Source organism: Streptomyces sp. NPDC050535, from assembly GCF_044457665.1.
Lineage (GTDB): Bacteria > Actinomycetota > Actinomycetes > Streptomycetales > Streptomycetaceae > Streptomyces.
In genome coordinates this window covers 133,994-156,425 of sequence record NZ_JBITHE010000017.1, presented here as the reverse complement: position 1 = coordinate 156,425, position 22,432 = coordinate 133,994, and the positions used below count along the sequence as shown (strand labels likewise).

General features: G+C 69.6%; 21 protein-coding genes and 2 pseudogenes. 16 read left to right on the top strand and 7 right to left on the bottom strand.

Annotated features, from left to right (window positions below):
- Positions 1 to 16 precede the first annotated feature (16 nt).
- The 7 genes from ACIBLC_RS31065 (at position 17) to ACIBLC_RS31035 (ending at position 7,936) form a co-directional block, all read left to right on the top strand.
- Positions 17 to 583, top strand: coding sequence for a D-glycero-alpha-D-manno-heptose-1,7-bisphosphate 7-phosphatase (locus tag ACIBLC_RS31065; RefSeq protein ID WP_399214652.1), 567 nt, complete (start codon positions 17 to 19; stop codon positions 581 to 583).
- Positions 580 to 1,497, top strand: a complete 918-nt coding sequence (locus ACIBLC_RS31060) for an aminoacyl--tRNA ligase-related protein (RefSeq protein WP_399214651.1) — start codon at positions 580 to 582, stop codon at positions 1,495 to 1,497. The genes ACIBLC_RS31065 and ACIBLC_RS31060 overlap by 4 nt, the downstream gene beginning before the upstream one ends.
- Positions 1,490 to 2,800 (top strand): hypothetical protein, encoded by a 1,311-nt coding sequence (locus ACIBLC_RS31055; RefSeq protein WP_399214650.1) that lies wholly within the window; start codon positions 1,490 to 1,492, stop codon positions 2,798 to 2,800. Before ACIBLC_RS31060 ends, ACIBLC_RS31055 begins: the two co-directional genes overlap by 8 nt.
- A 195-nt stretch (positions 2,801 to 2,995) precedes the next feature.
- Positions 2,996 to 3,922: an ABC transporter ATP-binding protein gene (locus ACIBLC_RS31050; protein ID WP_399214649.1), complete on the top strand. Its 927-nt coding sequence runs from the start codon at positions 2,996 to 2,998 to the stop codon at positions 3,920 to 3,922.
- Between the two features lie 2 nt (positions 3,923 to 3,924).
- Complete coding sequence (locus ACIBLC_RS31045) at positions 3,925 to 4,698, top strand: ABC transporter permease (RefSeq protein WP_399214648.1); 774 nt, start codon at positions 3,925 to 3,927, stop codon at positions 4,696 to 4,698.
- Between the two features lie 8 nt (positions 4,699 to 4,706).
- Positions 4,707 to 5,519: an ABC transporter permease gene (locus ACIBLC_RS31040; protein ID WP_399214647.1), complete on the top strand. Its 813-nt coding sequence runs from the start codon at positions 4,707 to 4,709 to the stop codon at positions 5,517 to 5,519.
- Positions 5,516 to 7,936 (top strand): glycosyl hydrolase family 28-related protein, encoded by a 2,421-nt coding sequence (locus tag ACIBLC_RS31035; RefSeq protein WP_399214646.1) that lies wholly within the window; start codon positions 5,516 to 5,518, stop codon positions 7,934 to 7,936. The genes ACIBLC_RS31040 and ACIBLC_RS31035 overlap by 4 nt, the downstream gene beginning before the upstream one ends.
- Before the next feature lie 502 nt (positions 7,937 to 8,438).
- On the opposite strand, the pseudogene ACIBLC_RS31030 reads toward ACIBLC_RS31035, so the two are convergent.
- The 3 genes and pseudogenes from ACIBLC_RS31030 to ACIBLC_RS31020 all read right to left on the bottom strand — a co-directional run.
- Positions 8,439 to 8,711 (bottom strand): annotated as a pseudogene (locus ACIBLC_RS31030) (IS630 family transposase); the annotation flags it as partial.
- Positions 8,702 to 9,028, bottom strand: coding sequence for a hypothetical protein (locus ACIBLC_RS31025; protein WP_399214645.1), 327 nt, complete (start codon positions 9,026 to 9,028; stop codon positions 8,702 to 8,704). The pseudogene ACIBLC_RS31030 and the gene ACIBLC_RS31025, both read right to left, overlap by 10 nt.
- Before the next feature lie 465 nt (positions 9,029 to 9,493).
- Complete coding sequence (locus tag ACIBLC_RS31020) at positions 9,494 to 10,207, bottom strand: SDR family NAD(P)-dependent oxidoreductase (protein ID WP_399214644.1); 714 nt, start codon at positions 10,205 to 10,207, stop codon at positions 9,494 to 9,496.
- A gap of 160 nt (positions 10,208 to 10,367) precedes the next feature.
- On the opposite strand from ACIBLC_RS31020, the gene ACIBLC_RS31015 reads away from it, so the two are divergent.
- From ACIBLC_RS31015 to ACIBLC_RS31005, 3 genes are all read left to right on the top strand, one after another.
- Positions 10,368 to 10,976, top strand: a complete 609-nt coding sequence (locus ACIBLC_RS31015; RefSeq protein WP_399214643.1) for a TetR/AcrR family transcriptional regulator — start codon at positions 10,368 to 10,370, stop codon at positions 10,974 to 10,976.
- A 203-nt stretch (positions 10,977 to 11,179) separates the two neighbouring features.
- Entirely contained in the window at positions 11,180 to 11,608 is a 429-nt protein-coding gene (locus ACIBLC_RS31010; protein ID WP_399214642.1) for a hypothetical protein, read from the top strand.
- A 33-nt stretch (positions 11,609 to 11,641) separates the two neighbouring features.
- Entirely contained in the window at positions 11,642 to 13,135 is a 1,494-nt protein-coding gene (locus ACIBLC_RS31005; RefSeq protein WP_399214641.1) for an acyl-CoA synthetase, read from the top strand.
- Between the two features lie 51 nt (positions 13,136 to 13,186).
- Here the strand turns inward: ACIBLC_RS31005 and paaK are convergent, their stop codons facing one another.
- The 3 genes from paaK to ACIBLC_RS30990 form a co-directional block, all read right to left on the bottom strand.
- On the bottom strand, positions 13,187 to 14,509 hold the full coding sequence (paaK, locus tag ACIBLC_RS31000; RefSeq protein ID WP_399214640.1) for a phenylacetate--CoA ligase PaaK: 1,323 nt from the start codon (positions 14,507 to 14,509) through the stop codon (positions 13,187 to 13,189).
- A 253-nt stretch (positions 14,510 to 14,762) separates the two neighbouring features.
- Positions 14,763 to 15,305, bottom strand: a complete 543-nt coding sequence (locus tag ACIBLC_RS30995) for a DUF1707 domain-containing protein (RefSeq protein WP_399214639.1) — start codon at positions 15,303 to 15,305, stop codon at positions 14,763 to 14,765.
- Positions 15,306 to 15,362: 57 nt separating this feature from the next.
- A complete protein-coding gene (locus ACIBLC_RS30990; protein ID WP_399214638.1) occupies positions 15,363 to 16,982 on the bottom strand; it encodes an acyl-CoA synthetase in 1,620 nt (539 codons plus the stop codon).
- 201 nt (positions 16,983 to 17,183) lie between these two features.
- On the opposite strand from ACIBLC_RS30990, the gene ACIBLC_RS30985 reads away from it, so the two are divergent.
- The 5 genes from ACIBLC_RS30985 (at position 17,184) to ACIBLC_RS30965 (ending at position 21,559) form a co-directional block, all read left to right on the top strand.
- On the top strand, positions 17,184 to 17,984 hold the full coding sequence (locus ACIBLC_RS30985) for a crotonase/enoyl-CoA hydratase family protein (RefSeq protein WP_399214637.1): 801 nt from the start codon (positions 17,184 to 17,186) through the stop codon (positions 17,982 to 17,984).
- Between the two features lie 92 nt (positions 17,985 to 18,076).
- Positions 18,077 to 19,024 (top strand): Zn-ribbon domain-containing OB-fold protein, encoded by a 948-nt coding sequence (locus ACIBLC_RS30980; RefSeq protein ID WP_399214636.1) that lies wholly within the window; start codon positions 18,077 to 18,079, stop codon positions 19,022 to 19,024.
- The gene (locus ACIBLC_RS30975; protein WP_399214635.1) at positions 19,021 to 20,070 is read left to right on the top strand and encodes a thiolase domain-containing protein; all 1,050 of its coding nucleotides are present in this window, start codon (positions 19,021 to 19,023) and stop codon (positions 20,068 to 20,070) included. Before ACIBLC_RS30980 ends, ACIBLC_RS30975 begins: the two co-directional genes overlap by 4 nt.
- On the top strand, positions 20,067 to 21,233 hold the full coding sequence (locus ACIBLC_RS30970) for a thiolase domain-containing protein (protein ID WP_399214634.1): 1,167 nt from the start codon (positions 20,067 to 20,069) through the stop codon (positions 21,231 to 21,233). Before ACIBLC_RS30975 ends, ACIBLC_RS30970 begins: the two co-directional genes overlap by 4 nt.
- 83 nt (positions 21,234 to 21,316) lie before the next feature.
- A complete protein-coding gene (locus ACIBLC_RS30965; RefSeq protein WP_399214633.1) occupies positions 21,317 to 21,559 on the top strand; it encodes a DUF397 domain-containing protein in 243 nt (80 codons plus the stop codon).
- Between the two features lie 97 nt (positions 21,560 to 21,656).
- On the opposite strand, the gene ACIBLC_RS30960 is transcribed toward ACIBLC_RS30965, so the two are convergent.
- Positions 21,657 to 21,842 (bottom strand): pyridoxine 5'-phosphate oxidase C-terminal domain-containing protein, encoded by a 186-nt coding sequence (locus ACIBLC_RS30960; RefSeq protein ID WP_399214632.1) that lies wholly within the window; start codon positions 21,840 to 21,842, stop codon positions 21,657 to 21,659.
- Between ACIBLC_RS30960 and ACIBLC_RS30955 the strand changes: the two are divergent.
- Positions 21,788 to 22,359 (top strand): annotated as a pseudogene (locus ACIBLC_RS30955) (CGNR zinc finger domain-containing protein). The gene ACIBLC_RS30960 and the pseudogene ACIBLC_RS30955 overlap by 55 nt on opposite strands.
- Positions 22,360 to 22,432 lie beyond the last annotated feature (73 nt).

Here is a 22,432-nt window from a genome sequence, read left to right as displayed (position 1 = left end):
GGGCCGGGGATGGTGTGTGTTCTTCGACCGGGACGGCACGCTCAACACCCATGTCCTACGGAGGGGACGGCGCACCTCCCCGCGGCACGCACAGGAATGGACCGCCCTGCCCGGCATCCAGGAGTGCTTCACCCAACTGCGCGCGGCCGGCGCCCTGATCGCCCTCTTCACGAACCAGCCCGACCTGTCCCGCGGACTGCTCGACCGCTCCGCACTCGACCGGATGCACCGCCGACTCGGCCGGCTCGACGGCGTCTACGTGTGCTCGCACAGCGCGCGGCACCGCTGCCGGTGCCGCAAGCCCTCCAGCGCTTTGCTGCGCCAGGCAGCCGTCGACCTGTCGGTGGACCTCGCGTCCAGTTACCTCGTCGGGGACCGTCCCACCGACGCGCAAGCCGCTCTGAACGCCGGATGCACGGCAGTCCTGCTCACTCCACGCACCCCGCCGCGGGCCAGCACGATGACCGGAGTGCACTACGCCTCCGATCTCCTGGAGGCCGCCCACACCGTGCTGCGCCACCGCCGCTCCCGAACCGCCCGGCACATAAACGGAACCCCTTCACCCAAGGAGTCAGCCCGATGAAGCTCGGCACCATTCTCGACATGTCGGAGTTCGGCGACCTGCACGGCGGCGATGTCGTGGCCGAAGCGCTGGACCGAAAGTGGATCGAGAACTTCGCGGAAGGCCAGTACGTCTACCGCGCCCCGTGGGTCCGGGTGCTGCGACGCCTGCAGAGCGAGATACTCGATCGTGCCTACGCCAACGACTTCGAGGAGTGGCTGTTCCCGCGCCTGATTCCGCGTCAGGCACTGGACGACTTCAGGCTGAGCCAGTACGCGCCCGAACTCCTCGTGCCGGCAGGCGTGAACGGCGACCAGGTCCTCGACCCGGTCCAGTGCATCAGCCTCTACCACCTCATGCGCGGCCGGCAGCTGTCGCTGGACGAACTGCCGCTGCGCATCGTGGAGACCCTCGGCGGCTGGACCTGGCGCAACGAATACTCCGCGGACCTGGACGGCCCCATCAAGGCGCGCGAGTTCCTCCGCGTCGAGCACGTCTTCTTCGGCACCCGTGAGCAGGTCCGCGCCACCCGCGGCCAGGTACGCCAGACCCTGACGGACCTCCTCTCCGGCTGGGGACTGAGCTGGCAGGTCGTCGCCGCCGAGGGCTGCATGGAAATACCCTCCCTCGTCGAGGCGCAGGACGACGCGGAGACCGCCGACGAGGTGCCCGTGCAGGACATCGAGGTCCCGCTCAGCAGCAACCGCCCCGACCGGGCCCGCCCGGGCTGGGCCGACCACTTCGACGAGCGATTCGACCTGCGGGAGATCTCCGGCTGCTCCGCCGAGGGCACCCACCAGACCGAGAGCTTCCACATCACCGCGGAAGGCCAGGAGTTGTGGAGCGGCTGCTGCGGCATCGGCCTCAACCGGCTCGTCGTGGCCTACCTCTACCAGCACGGGTTCGACGCCGCCCTCAAGGAGCTCGATGCCTGACCACCGGCTGGCGGTTCTGCTCCTGACCAACGAAGGCTTCCGACAGGTCGACGGCGGCGTGGCCCGCTACATCCACAACATCCTCGACTCCCGTGACGACGTCGCCGCGATCACCGACGAACGCGGGGTCCAGGTGGAGTGGCACGTGGCCGAACGTGCCAACTGCGCGGGCCTGGACGAGAAGCGCTTCGCCCAGGCCCTGGACCGATACGTCCACCACGGCGCCGTGCGCTATCACCCGTTGGCCGACCCGCGAGCCCATAGCTGGGAGGTGGACCACTTCGAGCACTGCATGGCCCTCGGCTCGGCGGCCGGGCAGGTCGCTCTCACGGTGGGGCGCGAGGCGGACTCCCTCCTCGTCATCTCCGGGATGAGCATGTTCGCCATGGCCGCACGCTTCGTCGTCCGGGCCGCCGACCAGTTCGGCCTCGCGGCGAGCTACGTGCACATGACCCACAACCCCGTCCTACGCCCCGACGGCGACGCCGAGTTGCCCGAGACCTACGCCGACTCGGTGCTGGGCCACCTGGCCCGATCGGACCCGCGCGTGTCCATCGGCTGGGAGTCCCACTGGATGCGCCACCAGTACCAGCAGGTCTACGGCATCCCGGACGACAAAACCCTCTACGCCCGTGCCGGCGTGCCCACCGACGACGCCAAGTTCCGGCCGGGCCCGCCGGACCCCGCACTCCTGCGCGAGCTCGGAATCCCCACGGACCGTGACCTGGTCGTCAGTTGGGGCCGGGGGGTGGCGGAGAAGGGCTTCCACAAGCTGGTGGACGCCGCTCGCCTGACCGGGGACCGGCTGGTTCCTGTGATCCTCAACCCACGGCCCTACGCCGATCTGGAGGAGCACGTCCGGCACACCGGATCACCGGCTGTGCTCCTCCCCGGCCAGGACGACCGAGTCCTCACCGCCCTCTGCCAGTGGCCCAGAACCCTGTCCGCGGCCTTCCTGTCCGAGCGGGAAGCGGCCTCCGTCACCCCTGTGGAGGCCGCCTTGATGAACAACGGGAAGGGCCTGGTCGTCGCCGTACTGCCCACCGGCGTCTACCCGGAACTCGTCGAACCCGGTGTCAGCGGCCTGGTGGCGGCCGGCCGGGAAACCGCTGACGCGACCGCGATGCTCACAGCCGTGACCGAGCTGACCGCGAAGGAGAGGGTGGACCTCAGTCAGGCGGCGTTGGCACGAGCCCGCCAGGAACACGACTTCCGCACGAACTGGCGGCGCTCCTTCCAGGCCATGCTCGACCGGCACCTGTCGTTGGTCGGCGCTCCGCTCCGCAGCGAGGCGCCGGTATGAGAACCGGGAAGCGGACGTGCCTCCTCGCCGGCCCGACACCGATGGCACGTGGGCCGCGAGGGTTCGTCCGACTGGCCGATCCCCCTGCGGTACACCGGCCGCAAAGCACCTCTGTTCCGTGCCGGACCCGCACAGGATTGGGTCAGCTCAGGCTGCTGCCCACAGCCACGAAGACAGCGAGAGGAACCACGACACATGCCGGCCCAGGAACCGCTCGTCCACGCCAACGCACTGGTGAAGCGCTATGGGGACCTCACCGCGCTGGACGGCGTTGAATTCGAGGTCCGGCAGGGCCAGGTCTTCGGCCTGCTCGGACCGAACGGGGCCGGAAAGTCCTCCACGATGCGCATGATCAGCTGTATCTCCAAGCCGACGGAGGGCACGCTGCGCATATTCGGCATGGACGCGATCGCCGACGGACCCGCGATACGCGCGAGGATCGGAGTCTGTCCCCAACAGGACACACTCGACCCCGAACTGAGCCTGCTGCAGAACCTCACCGTCTTCGCGCGCTACTACCGGATCCCGCGTGCGACAGCCGCCACACGCGCCGCCGAACTGCTGGCGTTCGTCCGTCTGGAGGACCGGGCCGGCCATCGCGTCGATTCGCTGTCCGGCGGTATGAAGCGGCGTCTGAGCATCGCCCGCGCCATGATCAACGATCCGGAGCTGATCCTCCTGGACGAGCCCACCACAGGCCTCGACCCCCAGGCCCGCCATCTCCTCTGGGAGCGCCTTGACCAGCTTCGCCGACGGGGCATCACCCAGATACTCACCACGCACTACATGGACGAGGCCGAGCAGCTCTGCGACTGGCTTGTCGTCGTGGACAGTGGCCGGGTCGTCGCGACCGGTACACCCAGCGGGCTGATCGCTCAGTACTGCACCAAAGAGGTCGTCGAACTGCGCCTTCGACAGGCCGACGCGCCCATGGACGAACTGAACCGACTGGGACTGCGGGTCGAGATGCTGCCCGACCGAGCACTCATCTACGCCGACGACGGGGAGGCCGCGGCCTCAGCAATCCACCGGAACGGCATCGAAGTCCGCAGTATTCTGGTCCGCCGGGGCGGACTCGAAGACGTCTTCCTGCACCTCACCGGCCGAACCCTGGTGGACTGACCGTGGCCCTGATCGATTCCCGAGCTGTCGCCGTCACCGCTCACCTGTTCACCAGCTACCGCCGCACCTGGCTCGACTCGGTGTTCAACTCGTTCCTGCTGCCAGTGTGCCTGCTCACCGGCATAGGCTGGTCTGTGGGCCGGTACGTCGGTGACGAGCCCCAACCCGGCGTCTCCTACTTCGCCTTCGTCGGTGCCGGACTTCTGGCCACCTCCGTCGTCCAGATCGGCGCCGCGGAGTCCGCCTGGGCGGTCTTCGGCGGCTTCGAGTGGAGCCGTATCTACCACGCCATGCGGCTCACACCGGCCAGGCCGACGGACATCATGACGGGGCATCTGGCCACGGTCGTCGGGCGTGCCACCCTCGGCGGCCTCAGTTTCCTGATCGTCATCGAGCTCTTCGGCGTCGGGCACCGGTGGACCGCCCTCGCAGTCGTCCCGCTTCTGCCGCTGTTCGCCCTCTCGATCGCCGCTCCGGTCATGGCGTTCAGCGCCACCGTGCGGAGCGCCGGCATGTTCGACGTCCTGTTCCGTATCGGCATCGTTCCCATGGCCATGTTCAGCGGCATCTACTTCCCGCTCGACGTCCTGCCGGCGCTGCCCCATGCCGTGGTCCTGGCCCTGCCCCTGGCGCACGCCGCAGACCTGTCCCGCATGCTGCTGCTCGGTTCCGGCAGCGCACAGGACGCGGTCGTCGACCTGCTCTGTCTGTCCGCCTGGGCCGTCGCCGGACTCACTCTCGCCCGCCGCGCCTTCTCTCGACGCCTCTCGGACTAGGAGGGTCTGTGCCTGTATCCACGGCTGCGGTGCTCAGCCGGACGGAAACCGTCCGGCCGGCCCATGTCTGGGCGGTGTTCCTGCGCAACGTCGAGGCGGCCCGCCATGCGTCATACCTGTGGGTCCTGCTGTCCGGCCTCTTCGAACCCGTCTTCTTTCTCGGCGCGATCGGCGTCGGCGTCGGCACCCTGGTCGGCGATCTGAACGTCTACGGCCACCCGGTCAGCTACGCCACGTTCGTGGCCCCGGCGATGCTCGCGTCCTCCCTCATGAACGGTGCCGTGTCGGAGTCGACGTTCACCTTCTTCACCAGGCTCAGGATGACGAGGCTCCACGACGCCACGGCCTGTACTCCTGTCTCCTCGCTCGCGATCGTCTGCGGCGAGATGCTGTGGAACGTCGCCACGAGTGCCGTGCACGCCGTGTCGTTCCTGGCCTTCATGTGCGCTCTGGACCTGGTCCAACCCGCCCGTCTGCCGGCGTTGTTCGTCGCCGCCCTCCTGGTGAGTGCCGCGTTCTCCGCGATGGGTCTTGCCCTGTCCACGTTCCTGCGGGGTACGCACGACTTCGACCGCGTCAACCTGGTGACCTTCAGCATGTTCGTCTTCTCCGGCACGTTCACGCCGACCGACGGCTACCCCGCGGCACTCGGCCTCCTCGCTCAGTGCACGCCCCTGGCCCAGGCCGTCGACCTGGTCCGGGGCCTGTCGCTCGACACGATCGGCTGGGCCACGGCACTCCCCAGCGTCTACCTGCTCGTCCTGATGGCGGCCGGACTACTCCTTGCCGGCCACCGAGTGGAGAGGATCCTGCGCGCATGACCGCGACCCCCGCCCGCACCGCGGGAGCGGAGAAGGGCCCGGCCCAGTACCGGGCTGCGGACGCCCGGACCAACGGCACACGCGTCGACGCCTCCGGACCCCATGCCCGCCTGGTCGACGAATCGGTGGCCCGAGCCGTCGTACGGCTCTCGGGTCCGGACGAGTACGTCGAGTTCCACCTGGTGGCTCCCGCCGACGCGCTGACCCTGCGCTACTCGCTGCCCGACGCTCCCACGGGCGGTGGCCGCACCGAACGGCTGGTCCTGCACATCGACGGGGAGGAATGCCATCGGCTGACCCTGAGCTCCCGCCACTCCTGGTACTACGGCGCGTATCCGTTCACCAACGACCCGGCAGCCGGTCGCGCACACCACCTCTACGACGACGTGCACGTACTCCTCGGCCGGACCTGCCCTCCGGGCACTCGCGTCACTCTGCGGCCCGTGGCCGAGATGGAGGTGCCGGTCACCGTCGACATCGCCTGCTTCGAGGAGGCGGGCGGACCGGTATCCCCGCCGCGGGACGCCCTGTCCGTGCTCGACTTCGGTGCGGACCCGACGGGTACGGCCGACTCGACCTCGGCCGTCCGGACCGCTGTCGAGGCGGCCACCGGGACCGAGCGCGCCGTCTGGCTGCCCCGCGGCGTCTACACGGTGACCGACCACATCGTCCTGGACCGTGTCACGATCCGCGGCGCCGGACCCTGGTACACCGAACTTCGGGGCGCCGGCGTAGGTCTGTACGGGCACCCGGCGCCACGCCCCAGCACCGGCGTGCACGTGTCCGGACTCGCGATCTTCGGTGACGTCACCGAGCGCGACGACGCAGCACAACACAACGGAATCGGGGGCGCGTTGGGCGGAGGTTCCACCATCGAGGACGTGTGGATCGCCCACACCAAGTGCGGCATGTGGTTGGACGGCCCCTTCGAGGACCTGACCATCCGGAACGTGCGGATCATGAACACGACTGCCGACGGCATCAATCTGCACCGCGGAGTCTCGGAGGTCACCATCACCGGCTGCCACATACGCAACACCGGTGATGACGCCATCGCCTTGTGGTCCGACGGGCTGGCGACCCACCACAACACGGTGCACGCGAACACCATCGTGCTGCCGATGCTGGCCAATCACATCGCCGTCTACGGAGGTCACGACAACCGGATCACGGGAAACCTGCTGGCCGACTCGGTCGCGGAGGGGGGCGGGATCCACATCGCCAACCGCTATGGCGCTGTGCCCGTCGCGGGAAAAACCCTCGTCGAGGGAAACTCCCTGATCCGAACGGGCTCCTACCATCCTCAATACCGCGCGGGAGTGGGCGCCTTGTGGCTACTGGCCGACGACGCGCCGATGACGGGTGACGTGAGCGTACGCGGGAACACCCTGACCAATAGCGCTTACGCGGCTGTGCAGTTGAGCGGTGGCCTGATCGACGGCGTGGACGTGGACGGCATGACCATCGAAGGCGCGGGCACCTGCGCGGTCCAACTGCAGGCGACCGGATCCGCCCGCTTCACCGACGTCAAAGCCGTCGGGCTGGGCGTCACCGGCCTGCACCGCGCCGCTCCGGGATTCGATCTCCTCCGCGGCGCGGGCAACGAGGGCTGGGACGAGGAGTTGCCCGATCTGCCGCCGGACGGCGCCCTCCACGCGTCTGTCACCCGCCTCGACTTCGGAGCGACCACACCGCTCAGCGTGAGCGCTCCTCAACGCCTGGAACTCCACAATCCCGGTCCCCGGCAGGTCCTCGTCCAACACGTCGAACTCACCGGAGACTTCACCGCCGCCTCGCCAACCCCGGCCACGGTCGGTCCCGGAGCAAGCGCCGTCCTCACCGTGGGATTCACTCCCTCTCGTGCCGGCCGGCGTACCGGGGTACTCACCGTGCACTCGAACGCACCCCGTAGTCCGCTCCACATCGACCTGACCGGTGTCGGCTTCGACCCGGCTGCGGACAGAGCTCTCGGGCGACGAGTCAAGGCGAGTACGGCGATGGGAGGCTTCCCGCCCGAATCCACCGTCGACGGCACCGAAAGGACGTGGTGGCAGAGTGACGGCACGGGGTTTCCGCAATGGCTCCAAGTGGACCTCGGTGAGCCCGTACCTCTCGCGCGCATCGTCCTGAGAACGCCGCAGAGTTGGGATGAACGTACCGAGACGTTGGTAGTCCACACCGGCCTCGCGGAGACCGATCTCGTACCCGCCACCCCCGCCATATCCTGCCGATTCGTTCCGGAGCGGCGTAATGCCGTCGTTCTCCCGCTCACTCGCACGGCCCGGTTCGTCCGCCTACAGGTCACCGACAACACCGCATGGGCCGGGGCGGCCCTCTCCGCCTTCGAGGTGTACGCGGCAGATGACACCCCCGACTGCGAAGAGTCGTGGGGCCTTGACCCAATGCCAGGTAGTTAGTGTATTTCCGCTGGTGGCAAGGAGGTTCGGCGTCAGATCGGAACGTGGGCAACAGGGCCGCGTTGGTCAGGTGGTCCGCCAAGACTTCCGATCACCGAGGAGCGCCGTTGTCCGCACGTCATTGGGTCCCGCCGTCTGGCCTGACAAGGGTCACCCGTGAGTTCACCGTGGCTGCGGGCCGGCTTCTTGCTTGGTGCCGGTACGCGGCCGGTAGTCGTACGTGACGACCAGCTTCGGCGGGCTGGCTGCGGCGTTGGCCTGCCAGGGCAGCGGAGGATTCCTGGTGTCGGTCGGCGGGTGTGTGTCGGTCGAGCTGTGCCAGTAGATCGTCCAGGTCGGAGGTGGTGAACCTCCACTGGAGCGGCTGTGCCGTGGCGTTGTAGCGGTCTTCGAATGCTCGGAGCCTGCCCCCGACCTGGGCCAGGTCGGTGAAGTCGCTGGGTGAGACGACCTTGCGCTGCACGACGGAGAAGATCTCGATCTGGTTCAGCCAGGAGGCGTGCACCGGGGTGTGGACCAGGATCGTGTTCGGGAAGGCGGCCGACAGTCGGTCCGCGGCTTTCTTGCCGCGGTGGGAGGAGCCGTTGTCGACGACCCGGAACACTCGCTTCGCGCTCGCGTAGGGCTCCTGGCTCATGACCTGGGCGACCAGGCTCATGAACGGGTCGATGCCGGTGGTCGGCTCGCAGCGGCCGGATACCTGCGCGGCGTGGACGTCGTAGGCGGCCAGGTAGGCCAGCGCGCCGCCGCGCCCGTAGATGTGGTTCACCCGCATTGCTCGGGCCCGCCCGGTGGCAGGGTGGGATGGCAGTGGCAGCGGGCCTGGATGGAGGTCTTCTCGTCGGCGCTGATGACGTATTCGTCCGTGCCCAGGGGCTCGCCCTGCCAGGTGCGGGCGTACAGGTCCAGCACCCGCTGGGCTTTGGCGCGGAAGTCCGGGTCGGTGATGAAGATCCCGGAGCGGTACTGCCAGGGTTTGAGCGCGTCCTGGGCCGGCCGGCGACGCACCGTGGACGACGAGATGCTGTCGGCGATTCCACGCGCGGTCAGCTCGATAGCCAGTTCCGGGCACGACCAGCGCGACAGCGGCACGCCTGTCTCGGCCGGTAACTGGCAGGCCAGTGCTTTGACTTCGGCGATCTGCAGCGCGGGGATGTCGGAGGCCGCCCCGACCGCTTGCGGTCGGCCAGGGCGGGCAATCGGCCGGCCGTTAATCGGCCGCGCCAGCGGGCACGGTGTCCACGTGCAGGTGGGTTTCGGCGGCGATCCGGGCGTTGCTGCGGCCTCGTGTTGCCAGGAGCACGATCGTCGCCCGCTGGCGTGCCTGGTACGGGGTCTTGTGGCCGTAGGCCATCTTCTTGAGCCGGCCGGTGGCGCTCGGCAGCGGTCAGTTCCAAGGGCACGGCGGAGCACACGGGCATGGAAGAGGGCGGGCCATCCATCCGTGGTGGAGAACGAAGTGGCGGGGCCGGCTTCCCGAACGGGCCGTCGGCTCGCCCGGGCCACGGACTGGGCATCGGACCCGGTGAGCCTTCCAGCTCAGAGCCAAATTACTCGTCAGGCGTTGGAGTGAACACCGATACCGCCGGAGATGGTGAGGTTGTCGCCGGTGATGTAGCCGGCGGCGTCCGAGGCGAGGAAGGCTACGGCTTCGGCGATGTCGGCGGGAGCGCCGACGCGGCCGAGCGGGACGTCCCGGGCCCAGGAGTCGATCATTTCCTGGGAGACACCCATCTTGCTGTAGGCAGGGGTGTTGATCAGTCCAGGGCTGACCGCGTTGACGCGGATGCGGCGGGGGGCGAGTTCGAGTGCGAGGGACCGCATGAGGGGCAGCAGAGCGCCCTTGGCGGCTGTCATCGCGGCCCCGAGCCCTTCGGCGGCGCCCACGGTGAACACGACCGAGGAGCCCTCGTTGAGGAGCGGCAGCGCCTTTTGCAGGGTGAAGAAGTTTCCCTTGACGTTGATGTCGAACAGGGCGTCGAAGGCGTCTTCATCGGTTGATTCGATCGGGCCGGGGCGGGAGATGCCCGCGTTGAGGAAGAGCAGGTCGAGGGAGCCGAGTTGCCGGCGCACCTGCTCCATCGCCTGGTCGATGTCCGGCAGGGACCGTGCGTCGGCCCGGACAGCCGTGACGTCTTCGGGAAGTCCGGCGTTGGCGACATTGCCGAGGCCGGTGACCATGACGCGGTAGCCGCGGGAGTGGAGCAGTTCGGCGGTCGCCTTGCCGATGCCGCTGGTTCCACCGGTGATCAGAGCTGTGGGTGCAGGCATGATGCGCTCCTTTGCGTACTTCTGGGCAGGGGGTGAGCGGCTCTGTCCGTGGGGCAGTGGATGGCGCCGCGCACTATTGCTGGCAGCGTATGCCAGATTGGCGGTGACTGTCACATGGGATGCGTATGCCGTCTTGGCAGTGCCGGGTAATCTGGTGGGTATGCAGCAGGACGCCAAGGCAGCGACGAGGACTCCGCCCACGTTGTGGGACCGGACACGACAGATGGCCTCCCGAGAGATCCTCGAGACGGCCCTGCGCCTGTTCATCGAGCAGGGCTACGACGAGACGACCATCGCCCAGATCGCCCGAGAGGCCGGCGTTTCCCAGCGCACCCTCTTCCGCTACTTCGGCACCAAGGAGGACCTTCTCGGCGGCGACCAGGACCGCTTTGGGCAGGTCCTGGCAGACACGATCGGCGAACTGCCGGCCGACGTCGGCGTCTGGGAGGCCCTGCGCGCAGGGGTGGCTGCCGTACTGACCCTGCATGACAGCCGCGAGCAGGCCCTGGAGCGGTTCCGTCTCCTGCACAACACCGCCTCGCTGCGTGCCGGTTGGCTCGAAAAGCGACTGCGGTTCCAGGAGGACCTGCTGCCGCTCATCGAGACCCGTATGGACGCGGCTACCGGCAACGAGGGCGCGAAGACCCGCGCGGTGATCGCGACGGCGTTCGGGTGCCTGGATGCCGCATCGATCACGTGGGTCGCCAACGACGGCAAGGGCGAAATAATGGACCTGTACGACGAGTGCCTGGCTGCGGTGCGCGGCTGACCTGCCGCGGCTGGTAACCAGCCCGGAAACCGAGCACACCCGCTGCCGCAGACCGGGTCCAGATCCGGATCTCCCAGTGGGCCACACCGGCGTTATGCGAAACGAGACCAGTGCAGCGTCGGCCGGGTGGCCCACCTGGCGCTTCGCCTATTCCACCCGCGCCGCTGGGCGCGACGACGTACACCTACGACGCGTTGGGCCGCGTGGAGACCGCCACCGACGGCCGCGGCATCAAGACCGTGTACACGTATGACACCCGGGACCGGGCAAGGACGGTGTCATCGACGAACCTCACGGTCACCTATTCGTACGACGGTGACGGCAACCTGAAGTCCCGCACCGACACCTCCGGCACCACCGGCCGGGACTATGACGAGCTCAACCGTGAGAGCGTGCGCACGCTGCAGAGCGGCGCGCAGGCAGCGCTCGCGTACACGCCGGGCGGGGACGTCGACCACTACACGGACCCGACCGGCAAGACGGACTACACCTGGGACAAGTCCGGCCGCCTGGACTACCTGACCGACCCGGCCGGCAAGAAGACCGACTTCGACTACGACAACAACGACAAGCGCACCACGACGCTCCACCCCGGCGGCACCACCCAGTCCTTCACCAGTGCGGTGACTTGACCTCCCTGTTCCGCGGATCGAGGATCACGTGTCATGACGCCTGAACACGGCAGCACGGTTGACGGAGTCCTGCGACGCAGCGCCCGGCGCGTCCCGGCCCGCGTCGCGGTCGAGTACCGCGAACGCACCTGGACCTACGGGGAACTCGACGAGGCGGTCTCCCGCGCGGCGAGCGTGCTGTTGGACCAGGGGCTCGCCCCCGGCGACCGCGTCGGCGCGTACGGCCACAACTCGGACGCGTACCTGATCGGCTTCCTGGCCTGCGCCCGCGCGGGACTCGTGCACGTGCCGGTCAACCAGAACCTGACGGGCGAGGACCTCGCGTACATCGTCGAACAGTCCGGCAGCTCCCTGGTCCTGACCGACCCCGGCCTCGCCGCGCGGCTTCCGGACGGCGTACGGACGATGGCGCTGCGGGACGCCGACGACTCACTGCTCGCGCGGCTGGACGCCTCGCCCGTGTACGAGGCTGCCGAGCCGCGGACCGAGACGCTCGTGCAGTTGCTCTACACGTCGGGCACCACCGCGCTCCCCAAGGGCGCGATGATGACGCACCGCGCCCTGGTGCACGAGTACCTGAGCGCGATCACCGCCCTCGATCTGAGCGCCGGGGACCGCCCCGTGCACGCGCTGCCGCTCTACCACTCCGCGCAGATGCACGTGTTCCTGCTGCCGTACATCGCGGTCGGCGCGACGAACGTCATCCTCGACGGGCCCGACGCGGACCGGATCCTCGACCTGATCGAGGCCGGCCGCGCGGACAGCCTGTTCGCCCCGCCCACCGTGTGGATCGGCCTGTCGAACCGCCCCGACTTCGCGGACCGCGACCTGAGCGGACTGCGCAAGGCGTACTACGGCGCGTCGATCATGCCGGTGCCCGTCCTGGAGCGGCTGCGCGAGCGGCTCCCGAAGCTGGCCTTCTACAACTGCTTCGGCCAGAGCGAGATCGGCCCGCTGGCCACCGTCCTCGGGCCCGACGAGCACAAGGGACGGCTGGACTCCTGCGGCCGGCCGGTGCTGTTCGTGGACGCGAAGGTCGTCGACGAGAACGGCGAGGAGGTGCCCGACGGGACGCGGGGCGAAGTGGTCTACCGCTCACCGCAGTTGTGCGAGGGCTACTGGGACAAGCCCGAGGAGACGGCCGAGGCCTTCCGCGGCGGCTGGTTCCACTCCGGGGACCTCGCCGTGCGGGACGCCCACGGATTCTTCACCGTCGTCGACCGGGTGAAGGACGTCATCAACTCCGGTGGCGTACTGGTCGCTTCACGCCAGGTCGAGGACGCCCTCTACACCCATGACGGGGTCGCCGAGGTGGCGGTGATCGGCCTCCCCGACGAGCGCTGGATCGAGGCCGTCACCGCCGTCGTCGTGCCCCGGGGCGAGGTCACCGAGACCGAACTCCTCACGTACGCAAGGGAGAAGCTCGCTCACTTCAAGGCGCCCAAGCGGGTGCTGTTCGTGGCCGAGCTGCCGCGCAACGCGAGCGGGAAGATCCTGAAGCGGGAGCTGCGGGAGCGGTTCGCCTGAGGGCCGTGTTCCCGTGGGTACAGGCCGACGATGTGCCTCGGAGCCCCGGCTCTACCGCTCCCGCAGATCCACGATCCGCCTGATCTTCCCCACCGACCGTTCCAGCGACTCCGGTTCGACGATCTCGACCGCGACCGACACCCCGATGCCGTCCTTCACGGCCGCCACGATGGCGTGCGCGGCCGCCTCACGGACCTCGGGTGTCGCGCCGGCGCGCGCCTCGGCCCGTACGGTGAGCGCGTCGAGGCGGCCCTCGCGGGTGAGCCGGAGCTGGAAGTGGGGGGCGACTCCCGGCGTACGCAGCACGATCTCCTCGATCTGCGTCGGGAAGAGATTGACCCCGCGCAGGATCACCATGTCGTCGCTGCGGCCGGTGATCTTCTCCATCCGGCGGAAGACACGCGCCGTGCCGGGCAGCAGCCGCGTCAGGTCCCGTGTCCGGTAACGGATGACGGGCATCGCCTCCTTGGTGAGCGAGGTGAACACCAACTCGCCCTCCTCGCCGTCCGGCAGCACCTCGCCGGTGATCGGGTCGACGACCTCGGGGAAGAAGTGGTCCTCCCAGATGTGCAGACCGTCCTTGGTCTCCACGCACTCCTGCGCGACGCCCGGGCCGATCACCTCCGACAGCCCGTAGATGTCCACCGCGTCGATCGCGAACCGCTCCTCGATCTCCCGCCGCATCTCCTGCGTCCACGGCTCGGCCCCGAAGACACCGACCCGCAGCGACGTCCCCCGCGGGTCCACGCCCTGCCGCTCGAACTCGTCGAGCAGCGTCAGCATGTACGAAGGGGTCACCATGATGATCCCGGGCTTCAGATCCTGGATCAGCTGGACCTGACGTGCCGTCATGCCGCCGGACGCGGGGATCACCGTACAGCCGAGCCGTTCGGCGCCGTAGTGTGCGCCGAGCCCGCCGGTGAACAGGCCGTAGCCGTAGGCCACGTGAACCTTGTCGCCGGGCCGTCCACCCGCCGCCCGGATCGAACGGGCCACCATGTCGGCCCACATGGACAGGTCGCCCTCCGTGTATCCGACGACGGTGGGACGCCCGGTGGTGCCGCTCGACGCGTGAATCCGCCGGATCCGGTCCTGGGGGACGGCGAACATCCCGTACGGATAGTTCTCGCGCAGGTCCGCCTTCACGGTGAACGGGAACCGCGCCAGGTCGGCGAGCGTGCGGCAGTCGTCGGGGCGTACGCCGGCCTTGTCGAAGGACGCCCGATAGAACGGCACGTTCTCGTACGCGTGCCGCAGCGAGGACCGCAGACGCTCCAGCTGGAGCGCCCGCAGGCCCTCCGCGTCGAGCAGCTCGCCCGGGTCGAGCAGGCGCTTCGAGTCCGTGGAGCCTGTGGAGTCCATGGAATCCGCCATCGGACTTCTCCCTCACCAGCCGCGTCAATTCGGGCGACCGATCATTCGGTCGTGCTGTTCGGGATCAGTAATTCAGGCCGCTCGGTCTGGGGCAAGTGGTCGGCGCGCACATTTTCGCGAGTCCTCGAGGGTGGCGACTTCGCGAGTACTCGCGGGTGGCGGCGCCCGTGGACAGGTGGCGGGCGTTTCCGCCCCTTGTGACCGCCTGGGCCGTGCGCCTGTCAGTGGTGGACCGGCGCACGCACCCTCGCCGTCATCGGCGTGCGTGGCGGATCTTCAGCCGTCCGAACCCCATGGTCCCCGAGATCCGGATCGTCGGGCCGCCGGAGCCGGAACGACGCGGGACCTTGTAGCGCCAGTCCTTCCAACCGGTGTGCAGTTCCCCGACCTCGACGGTCGCGTCGCGGGGAACCGTGATCCGGGCCCTGCCGGTGCCGAGCCGCAACTCGATGTCGACCACCGGATGCTCGATGACCGCCCGGGACAGGTCGAGGTGCACCCTTCCGAACGCGGACTCGACCTTGAGGTTCCGAGGCACCCGCCACGCGCCGCGCCGCTGGATCCGTCCGCCGGCGGCGCCGATCGTGGCCGTGCTCTCCGCGGGCTCCGCCGGGAGCGAGGTCAGAGCCGGCACCAGCTCACCGCGTGTCCTCGCGGTCAGCACCTGGTGCAGACGTTCGTCCATCTCCTCGTGCGAGAGGAGCCCCTCGGCGTATCCCTCCTGCACGCGCCGCACGGCCCTGTCCCGGTCGTCATCACTGATGAGGGGCGGTGGCTTTTCCGGCAAGGAGGTCACGTTTTCACTCTAGTGCGGGTCGGCGGGACGGAGGCGTGCCCGGTGCGCCGGGAGCCCTCAGGGAGCCGCTTCCGTCGCCACCGACCGGGCCCACCGGTAGTCCGCCTTCCCGCTCGGCGACCGCTGGATGGTGTCCGTGATGACGAGCTGGCGGGGGATCTTGTAGCCGGCGAGGTGGGAGCGGCAGTGGCTCTGGATGTCGTCCAGGGACGGCTGGTCCGCGCCGCGACGGAGCTGGACCACCGCCGCCACGTGGTTTCCCCACTTCTCGTCCGGTACCCCGGCGACCAGGGCGTCGTAGACGTCGGGATGGGACTTGAGGGCCTGCTCGACCTCTTCCGGATAGACCTTCTCGCCCCCGGTGTTGATGCACTGGGAGCCGCGGCCGAGGACGGTGACGATGCCCTCCTCGTCGACGGTGGCCATGTCGCCGAGGAGCACCCAGCGCTCGCCGCCCCGCTGGAAGAAGGTCTCGGCGCTCTTCTTCGGGTCGTTGTAGTAGCCGAGGGGCACGTGGCCGCGCTGTGCGATGCGGCCGGGTTCGCCCACGGCGATCGGTTCGTGGGTGGCCGGATCCACCACCTGAGTACGGGAGTTGACCCGCAGCCGGAAGCCGCGCGCCGGTCCCGAGTCCGCTGTCGCCGTACCGTTGAAGCCGGACTCCGACGAGCCGAAGTTATTGAGCAGCATCACGTTCGGGACGAGAGCCTGGAACTGCTCGCGCACCGTCTCCGACATGATCGCGCCGGACGAGGACACGCTGAACATGGAGGAGCAGTCGGTGCCCTTCATGGGACCGTTGAGCGCGTCGATCAGCGGCCGCAGCATCGCGTCGCCGACCAGTGACACGCTGGTGACCCGTTCCTTCTCGATCGTCCGCAGCACTTCCTCCGGCACGAACTTGCGGTGGATGACGATGCGTTGGCCGAAGTTGAAGCCGATGAAGGCTGTGAGCGTCGAAGTGCCGTGCATCAGCGGGGGAGTGGGGAAGAAGGTGATCCCCGCACCTCCGGCCGCGACGCGCTCGGCCAGTTCCTCCGGACGTCCGACCGGCTCGCCCGTCGGCGCGCCACCGCCCAACCCGGAGAAGAAAAGGTCTTCCTGACGCCACATCACACCCTTGGGCAACCCGGTCGTGCCGCCGGTGTAGATGATGAACTGGTCGTCCGCGGAGCGCCGCGGGAACCCCCGCTCGGGGGACGCGGCCGTCTCGGCGTCGGCGAAGTCGACGGCGGGCGGTGCGACGGCGTCCGACGCGGGCTCTCCCACCCTGACGAGATGGCGCAGGCCCGGAGCCCGCGGCAGCGCCGCCGCCACGCGCCCGCTGAACTCCGCGTCGAAGACCAGGGCCACCAGATCCGCGTCCTGGTAGAGGTAGGCCAACTCCTCTTCCACGTATCGGTAGTTGACGTTGACCGGGACGACCCGCGCCTTCAGGCAGCCGAGCACGGTCTGCAGGTACTCGATGCCGTTGTAGAGGTGCAGCCCGAGGTGTTCCCCGGGGCGGATGCCGCTGTCGATGAGGTGGTGCGCGACACGGTTCGCCGCCGCGTCCAGCTGCGCGTACGTCAGCCGGCGCTCCGCACCCGTACCGGGATGGTCGATGTACACGAGCGCCTCGCGGTCGGGGACCACGTCGACGACCGACTCGAACAGGTCGGCAAGGTTGTACTCCACCGCTCCTCCTGACCTCGGACGACCGTGACCGCCCAGCGGCTCGACGCCATCGGTTCGACGGTCATCAGAGCAAAGGCGCCCACAACTGTGAAGGGTCCGCGCACAAGAAATCTGACTACCTGTCAGAAAACTCTTGTACTGGCATCGCGCCTACTGCAACCTGTTCTCGCATCCGGAACGGTCCGAGACGGGAGGAAGCCCATGGGTGGGACGGAACACCTCACCGTGCAGCGCGAAGGCGCCACACTGGTGCTCACGCTCAACAGGCCCGAGGCCAGGAACGCGCTGTCGCTGCCGATGCTGGTCGGTCTCCACGACGGCTGGCTCGAGGCCGACGAGGACAGCGAGATCCGCTCGATCGTGCTCACCGGCGCGGGCGGCGCCTTCTGCGCCGGGATGGACCTCAAGGCGCTGGCCGGAAAGGGCATGGAGGGCGAGGAGTACCGGGACCGGCTGAAGGCGGACCCGGATCTGCACTGGAAGGCGATGCTCCGCCATCACCGCCCCCGCAAGCCGGTGATCGCCGCCGTCGAAGGGCACTGCGTGGCGGGCGGCACCGAGATCCTCCAGGGCACCGACATCCGCGTCGCCGGCCGGTCAGCGACCTTCGGGCTCTTCGAGGTGCGGCGCGGACTGTTCCCCATCGGCGGTTCCACCGTGCGCCTCCAGCGGCAGATCCCGCGCACCCACGCTCTCGAAATGCTGCTCACCGGCCGCCCCTACTCGGCGCGGGAAGCCGCCGACATCGGTCTGATCGGGCATGTCGTCCCCGACGGGACCGCCCTCGACAAGGCCCTCGCGATCGCCGAACAGGTCAACGCCTGCGGCCCGTTGGCCGTCGAGGCGATCAAGGCCTCCGTGTACGAGACCGCCGAGATGACCGAGACCGACGGACTCGCCGCCGAACTGACCCGCGGCTGGCCGGTCTTCGACACCGCCGACGCCAAGGAGGGCTCCCGCGCCTTCGCCGAGAAGCGCCCGCCCGTCTACCGGCGCGCCTGACCTCCGTCCACGGGCGAGACCGGCCTCTGACCCACCGGTGCCGCCCGACCCCCGACCACCGGCGCGTCTGACCTCCGAAGGAGACAGCTGGGATGCCCGAAGTCCTCAAAGCCCCCCTCGTCCTCGAGTTCCCCTTCACCCGCTCGCTCGGCCCCGTCCAGAGCGCCTTCCTGACCGGCCTGCGCGAGCGCGTCGTGCTCGGCGTGCGCACCGGCGACGGCCGGACGCTCGTACCGCCCGTCGAGTACGACCCGGTCACCGCCGAGGAGATCCGCGACCTCTTCCAGGTCGCCCCCACCGGCACCGTCACCACCTGGGCCTGGAACCAGGCCCCCCGCCGTGGCCAGCCCCTCGACACTCCCTTCGCCTGGGTCCTGGTCCGGCTCGACGGCGCCGACACCGGCATCCTGCACGCCCTCGACGCCCCCGGCCCCGACGCCGTGCACACGGGAATGCGCGTCCGGGTCCGCTGGGCCGGGGAACGCTCCGGCGCCATCACCGACATCGCCTGCTTCGAGCCCGACGACGGCGACCCTGGGCAGAGCGAAGCGACCGGGCACGACGGCCGCTTCGAGGACATGGTGACCGGCATCGTCGCCCCCGCCCGCCTCGACTACGTCTACTCGCCGGGCCGCGCCCAGTCGGCCTACATCGGCGCCCTCGCCGAGCGGCGGACCGTCGGCGAACGCTGCCCGTCCTGCCGCAAGGTGTACGTCCCGCCCAGGGGCGCCTGCCCCACCTGCGGGGTCGCGACCTCGGAACAGGTGGAAGTGGGCCCCGGCGGCACCGTCACGACGTACTGCATCGTGAACATCAAGGCGAAGAACCTCGACATCGAAGTGCCCTACGTCTACGCGCACATCGCCCTTGACGGCGCCGACCTCGCGCTGCACGGCCGGATCGGCGGCATCCCCTACGACCAGGTGCGCATGGGCCTGCGCGTCGAACCGGTGTGGACGGAAGGCGGCAGCTACCCCGACCACTACCGGCCGACCGGCGAACCGGACGCGGACTACGACCTGTACAAGGAGCTGCTGTGACGCGTGAGATTGCCGTGGTCGCCTTCGCACAGACCGACCACCGGCGCACCAGCGACGAGCACTCCGAGGTGGAGATGCTCATCCCCGTCCTGCACGACGTCCTCGACCAGACAGGGCTGAGGACCAGCGACATCGGGTTCACCTGCTCCGGCTCCTCGGACTACCTGGCGGGCCGCGCCTTCTCCTTCACCATGGCGCTCGACGGGGTCGGTGCCTGGCCGCCGATCTCCGAGTCGCACGTGGAGATGGACGGCGCGTGGGCACTGTACGAGGCCTGGACGAAGCTGCTGAGCGGCGACGCCGACACCGCGCTCGTGTACGGGTACGGCAAGTCGTCGCCCGGCTCCGTGCGCGACGTCCTGACCCGGCAGCTCGATCCGTACTACCTGGCCCCGCTGTGGCCCGACTCCGTCGCGCTCGCGGCGCTACAGGCGCAGGCGCTCATCGACGTCGGTGAGGCCGACGAACCCGCGCTCGCCGCGGTCGCCACTCGCAGCCGGGCGTCGGCATCCGCCAACTCCCATGCCCAGCTCAGCGGTTCGGTGGCCCAGGGAGAGTACGTCGTACGTCCGCTGCGTACCGGCGACTGCCCGCCCATCGGCGACGGAGCCGCCGCGGTGATCCTCGCGGCGGGGGAGCGGGCCCGCGAACTGTGCGCGCGGCCCGCCTGGATCCGGGGCATCGACCACCGCATCGAGGCCCACAGCCTCGGTGTGCGCGACCTGACCGACTCGCCGTCCACCCGGCTGGCCGCCGAGCGGGCCGGTGTCTTCGAACGCCCGGTGGACACCGCCGAGTTGCACGCGCCGTTCACCTCCCAGGAGGTCGTCCTGCGCAAGGCGCTGCGCCTCGGGGACGAGGTGAACGTCAACCCGTCCGGCGGAGCGCTCGCCGCCAACCCGGTGATGGCGGCAGGGCTCATCCGCATCGGTGAGGCCGCCGCCCGTATCCACCGCGGCGAGTCCGACCGGGCGCTGGCCCACGCCACTTCGGGCCCGTGCCTCCAGCAGAACCTGGTCGCCGTACTCGAAGGAGATGCCCGATGAGCAAGGAGCCCGTGGCCGTCGTAGGCATCGGCCAGACCAAGCACGTGGCCGCCCGGCGCGACGTGTCGATCGCGGGACTGGTCCGAGAGGCCGCCCAACGGGCTTTGGCAGACGCCGAGTTGACCTGGGCCGATATCGACGCGGTCGTCATCGGCAAGGCGCCCGACTTCTTCGAGGGCGTCATGATGCCGGAGCTGTATCTCGCCGACGCGCTCGGCGCGGTCGGCAAACCGATGCTCCGGGTGCACACGGCGGGCTCGGTCGGCGGCTCGACCGCACTCGTCGCCACCAACCTCATCGCCGGGCGCGTCCACGGCACCGTCCTGACCCTGGCCTTCGAGAAGCAGTCCGAGTCGAACGCCATGTGGGGCCTGTCGCTGCCGATCCCCTTCACCCAGCCGCTGCTGGCCGGCGCGGGCGGCTTCTTCGCGCCGCACATACGGGCGTACATGCGGCGCACGGGCGCGCCCGACACGGTCGGCTCGCTGGTCGCGTACAAGGACCGCCGCAACGCGCTCAAGAACCCGTACGCGCATCTCCACGAGCACGACATCACCCTGGAGAAGGTCCAGGCCTCGCCCATGCTCTGGGACCCGATCAGGTACTCGGAGACCTGCCCGTCCTCGGACGGCGCCTGCGCGATGATCCTCACCGACCGTGCGGGGGCGGCCCGTTCGCCCCGGCCGCCCGCGTGGCTGCACGGCGGCGCGATGCGCAGTGAGCCGACTCTCTTCGCGGGCAAGGACTTCGTGTCGCCGCAGGCGGGCAAGGACTGCGCGGCCGACGTGTACCGGCAGGCCGGGATCGCCGACCCGCGCCGGGACATCGACGCCGTCGAGATGTACGTACCGTTCTCCTGGTACGAGCCGATGTGGCTGGAGAACCTGGGTTTCGCCGAGGAGGGCGAGGGCTGGAAGCTGACCGAGTCCGGGGTGACGGAGCTCGACGGTGACCTGCCCGTCAACATGTCGGGCGGGGTGCTCTCCGCCAATCCGATCGGCGCCTCCGGCATGATCCGGTTCGCCGAGGCGGCGCTCCAGGTGCGCGGGCAGGCGGGAGATCACCAGGTCGACGGCGCGCGCAGGGTGCTGGGGCACGCGTACGGCGGCGGATCTCAGTTCTTCTCGATGTGGCTGGTCGGGGCCGCGCCGCCCGCCTCCTGAAACCGTCCCCCTCACGTGGCCTGTCCGCCGCCCGAACCGATCGCTAGGCTGGCCGCGGACGACGAACCGGGAGGAGCACGGACGTGGCCGAAAGCACCATTGACCAGCACCCGCTCGCGGGCTGGGACAAGCCGGAGCTGGACCTCAGCAGGGCCGACTGGCATTCGAGCAGCCAAGGGCGGGGAGACGTCCAGATCGCTTTTGTCGAGGGCTTCATCGCGATGCGCAACAGCGGCCGGCCCGAAAGCCCTTCCCTGATCTTCACCCCGGCGGAGTGGGGCGCGTTCGTGTCGGGGGCACGGGAGGGCGAGTTCGACCTGACCTGAGCCGGTGCCCGGACGGAGATGGATCCGCGCCGGAGGCGGATCTCCCGGCGCCGAGAGCCGGTCGGCACATGTGCCGTGTCCCTGGGAACCGGTCGGCTCACGGCCAGAGCAACCGCTTGGTCCAGCCGGAGCCGTCCCGCAGGTGGGCGAGCCGCGTGTGCCGGCGCTCCTTGTCGCCCTGCCGGAACTCCACGGACTCGGGGCGCAGCGAGTGCGGGGTCCAGCCGGGTGCACCAGGCCCGGAGCCGGGCCAGGGACTCCTTGACCGCCGTGTCGCGCTCATTGAGATCGGCGAGGGGCGCGACCGGCGGCCCAGGAGCGCCTCCGCGCGGACCCCGGCGCCGCGCCCCAGGAAGTCCGCCGCGCCGGCCTCGGCGCTCTCGGTTCGACGACTCCGCGCAGCCTGATCTGCCGGGCGAGTCGCGGCCAGTGGAACGTCAGCCGTGCGTCCAGCCGAGCCCCGCCGACGCGGCGAGGCTGCTGCCCGTCCCCGAGGCCCTGGCGCGGCTCAACGCGGCGACCGCCCGCGTCCTGACGGTGCCCGTCCTCGCCCGGACCGACGGCACCGACCCCGTCGTACGGCAGAAGCCGCCGGCCGGCCGGAGCTCACCGCGACGCTCGCCGCCGCCACGATCGCCTTCCTCACGGGCCCCGACCGGCAGCGCCTGCGCGCCTGCCACGCGCCGCGCTGCGTGCGCTACTTCCTCAAGGAACACCGACGTCAGGAGTGGTGCAAGGCATCCTGCGTGAACCGCGCGCGCGTCGCCCGGCACCACGAGCGCCACAAGAAGTCCGCCTGAGGGCCTACCCGCACCGTCGAAACGCATCGCCGACCCGACGGCCAACGCGCCGACACGTCCACGCCGTTCGAGG

Coding starts and splice junctions, on each gene's coding strand:
- paaK (WP_399214640.1), bottom strand. CDS start 14,509: ATGGCGGATTCCATGGACTCCACAGGCTCCACGGACTCGAAGCGCCTG.
- ACIBLC_RS31035 (WP_399214646.1), top strand. CDS start 5,516: ATGACCGCGACCCCCGCCCGCACCGCGGGAGCGGAGAAGGGCCCGGCC.
- ACIBLC_RS30980 (WP_399214636.1), top strand. CDS start 18,077: ATGCCCGAAGTCCTCAAAGCCCCCCTCGTCCTCGAGTTCCCCTTCACC.
- ACIBLC_RS31015 (WP_399214643.1), top strand. CDS start 10,368: ATGCAGCAGGACGCCAAGGCAGCGACGAGGACTCCGCCCACGTTGTGG.
- ACIBLC_RS31060 (WP_399214651.1), top strand. CDS start 580: ATGAAGCTCGGCACCATTCTCGACATGTCGGAGTTCGGCGACCTGCAC.
- ACIBLC_RS31050 (WP_399214649.1), top strand. CDS start 2,996: ATGCCGGCCCAGGAACCGCTCGTCCACGCCAACGCACTGGTGAAGCGC.
- ACIBLC_RS31005 (WP_399214641.1), top strand. CDS start 11,642: ATGACGCCTGAACACGGCAGCACGGTTGACGGAGTCCTGCGACGCAGC.
- ACIBLC_RS30960 (WP_399214632.1), bottom strand. CDS start 21,842: ATGAGCGCGACACGGCGGTCAAGGAGTCCCTGGCCCGGCTCCGGGCCT.
- ACIBLC_RS30985 (WP_399214637.1), top strand. CDS start 17,184: ATGGGTGGGACGGAACACCTCACCGTGCAGCGCGAAGGCGCCACACTG.
- ACIBLC_RS30970 (WP_399214634.1), top strand. CDS start 20,067: ATGAGCAAGGAGCCCGTGGCCGTCGTAGGCATCGGCCAGACCAAGCAC.
- ACIBLC_RS31055 (WP_399214650.1), top strand. CDS start 1,490: ATGCCTGACCACCGGCTGGCGGTTCTGCTCCTGACCAACGAAGGCTTC.
- ACIBLC_RS31020 (WP_399214644.1), bottom strand. CDS start 10,207: ATGCCTGCACCCACAGCTCTGATCACCGGTGGAACCAGCGGCATCGGC.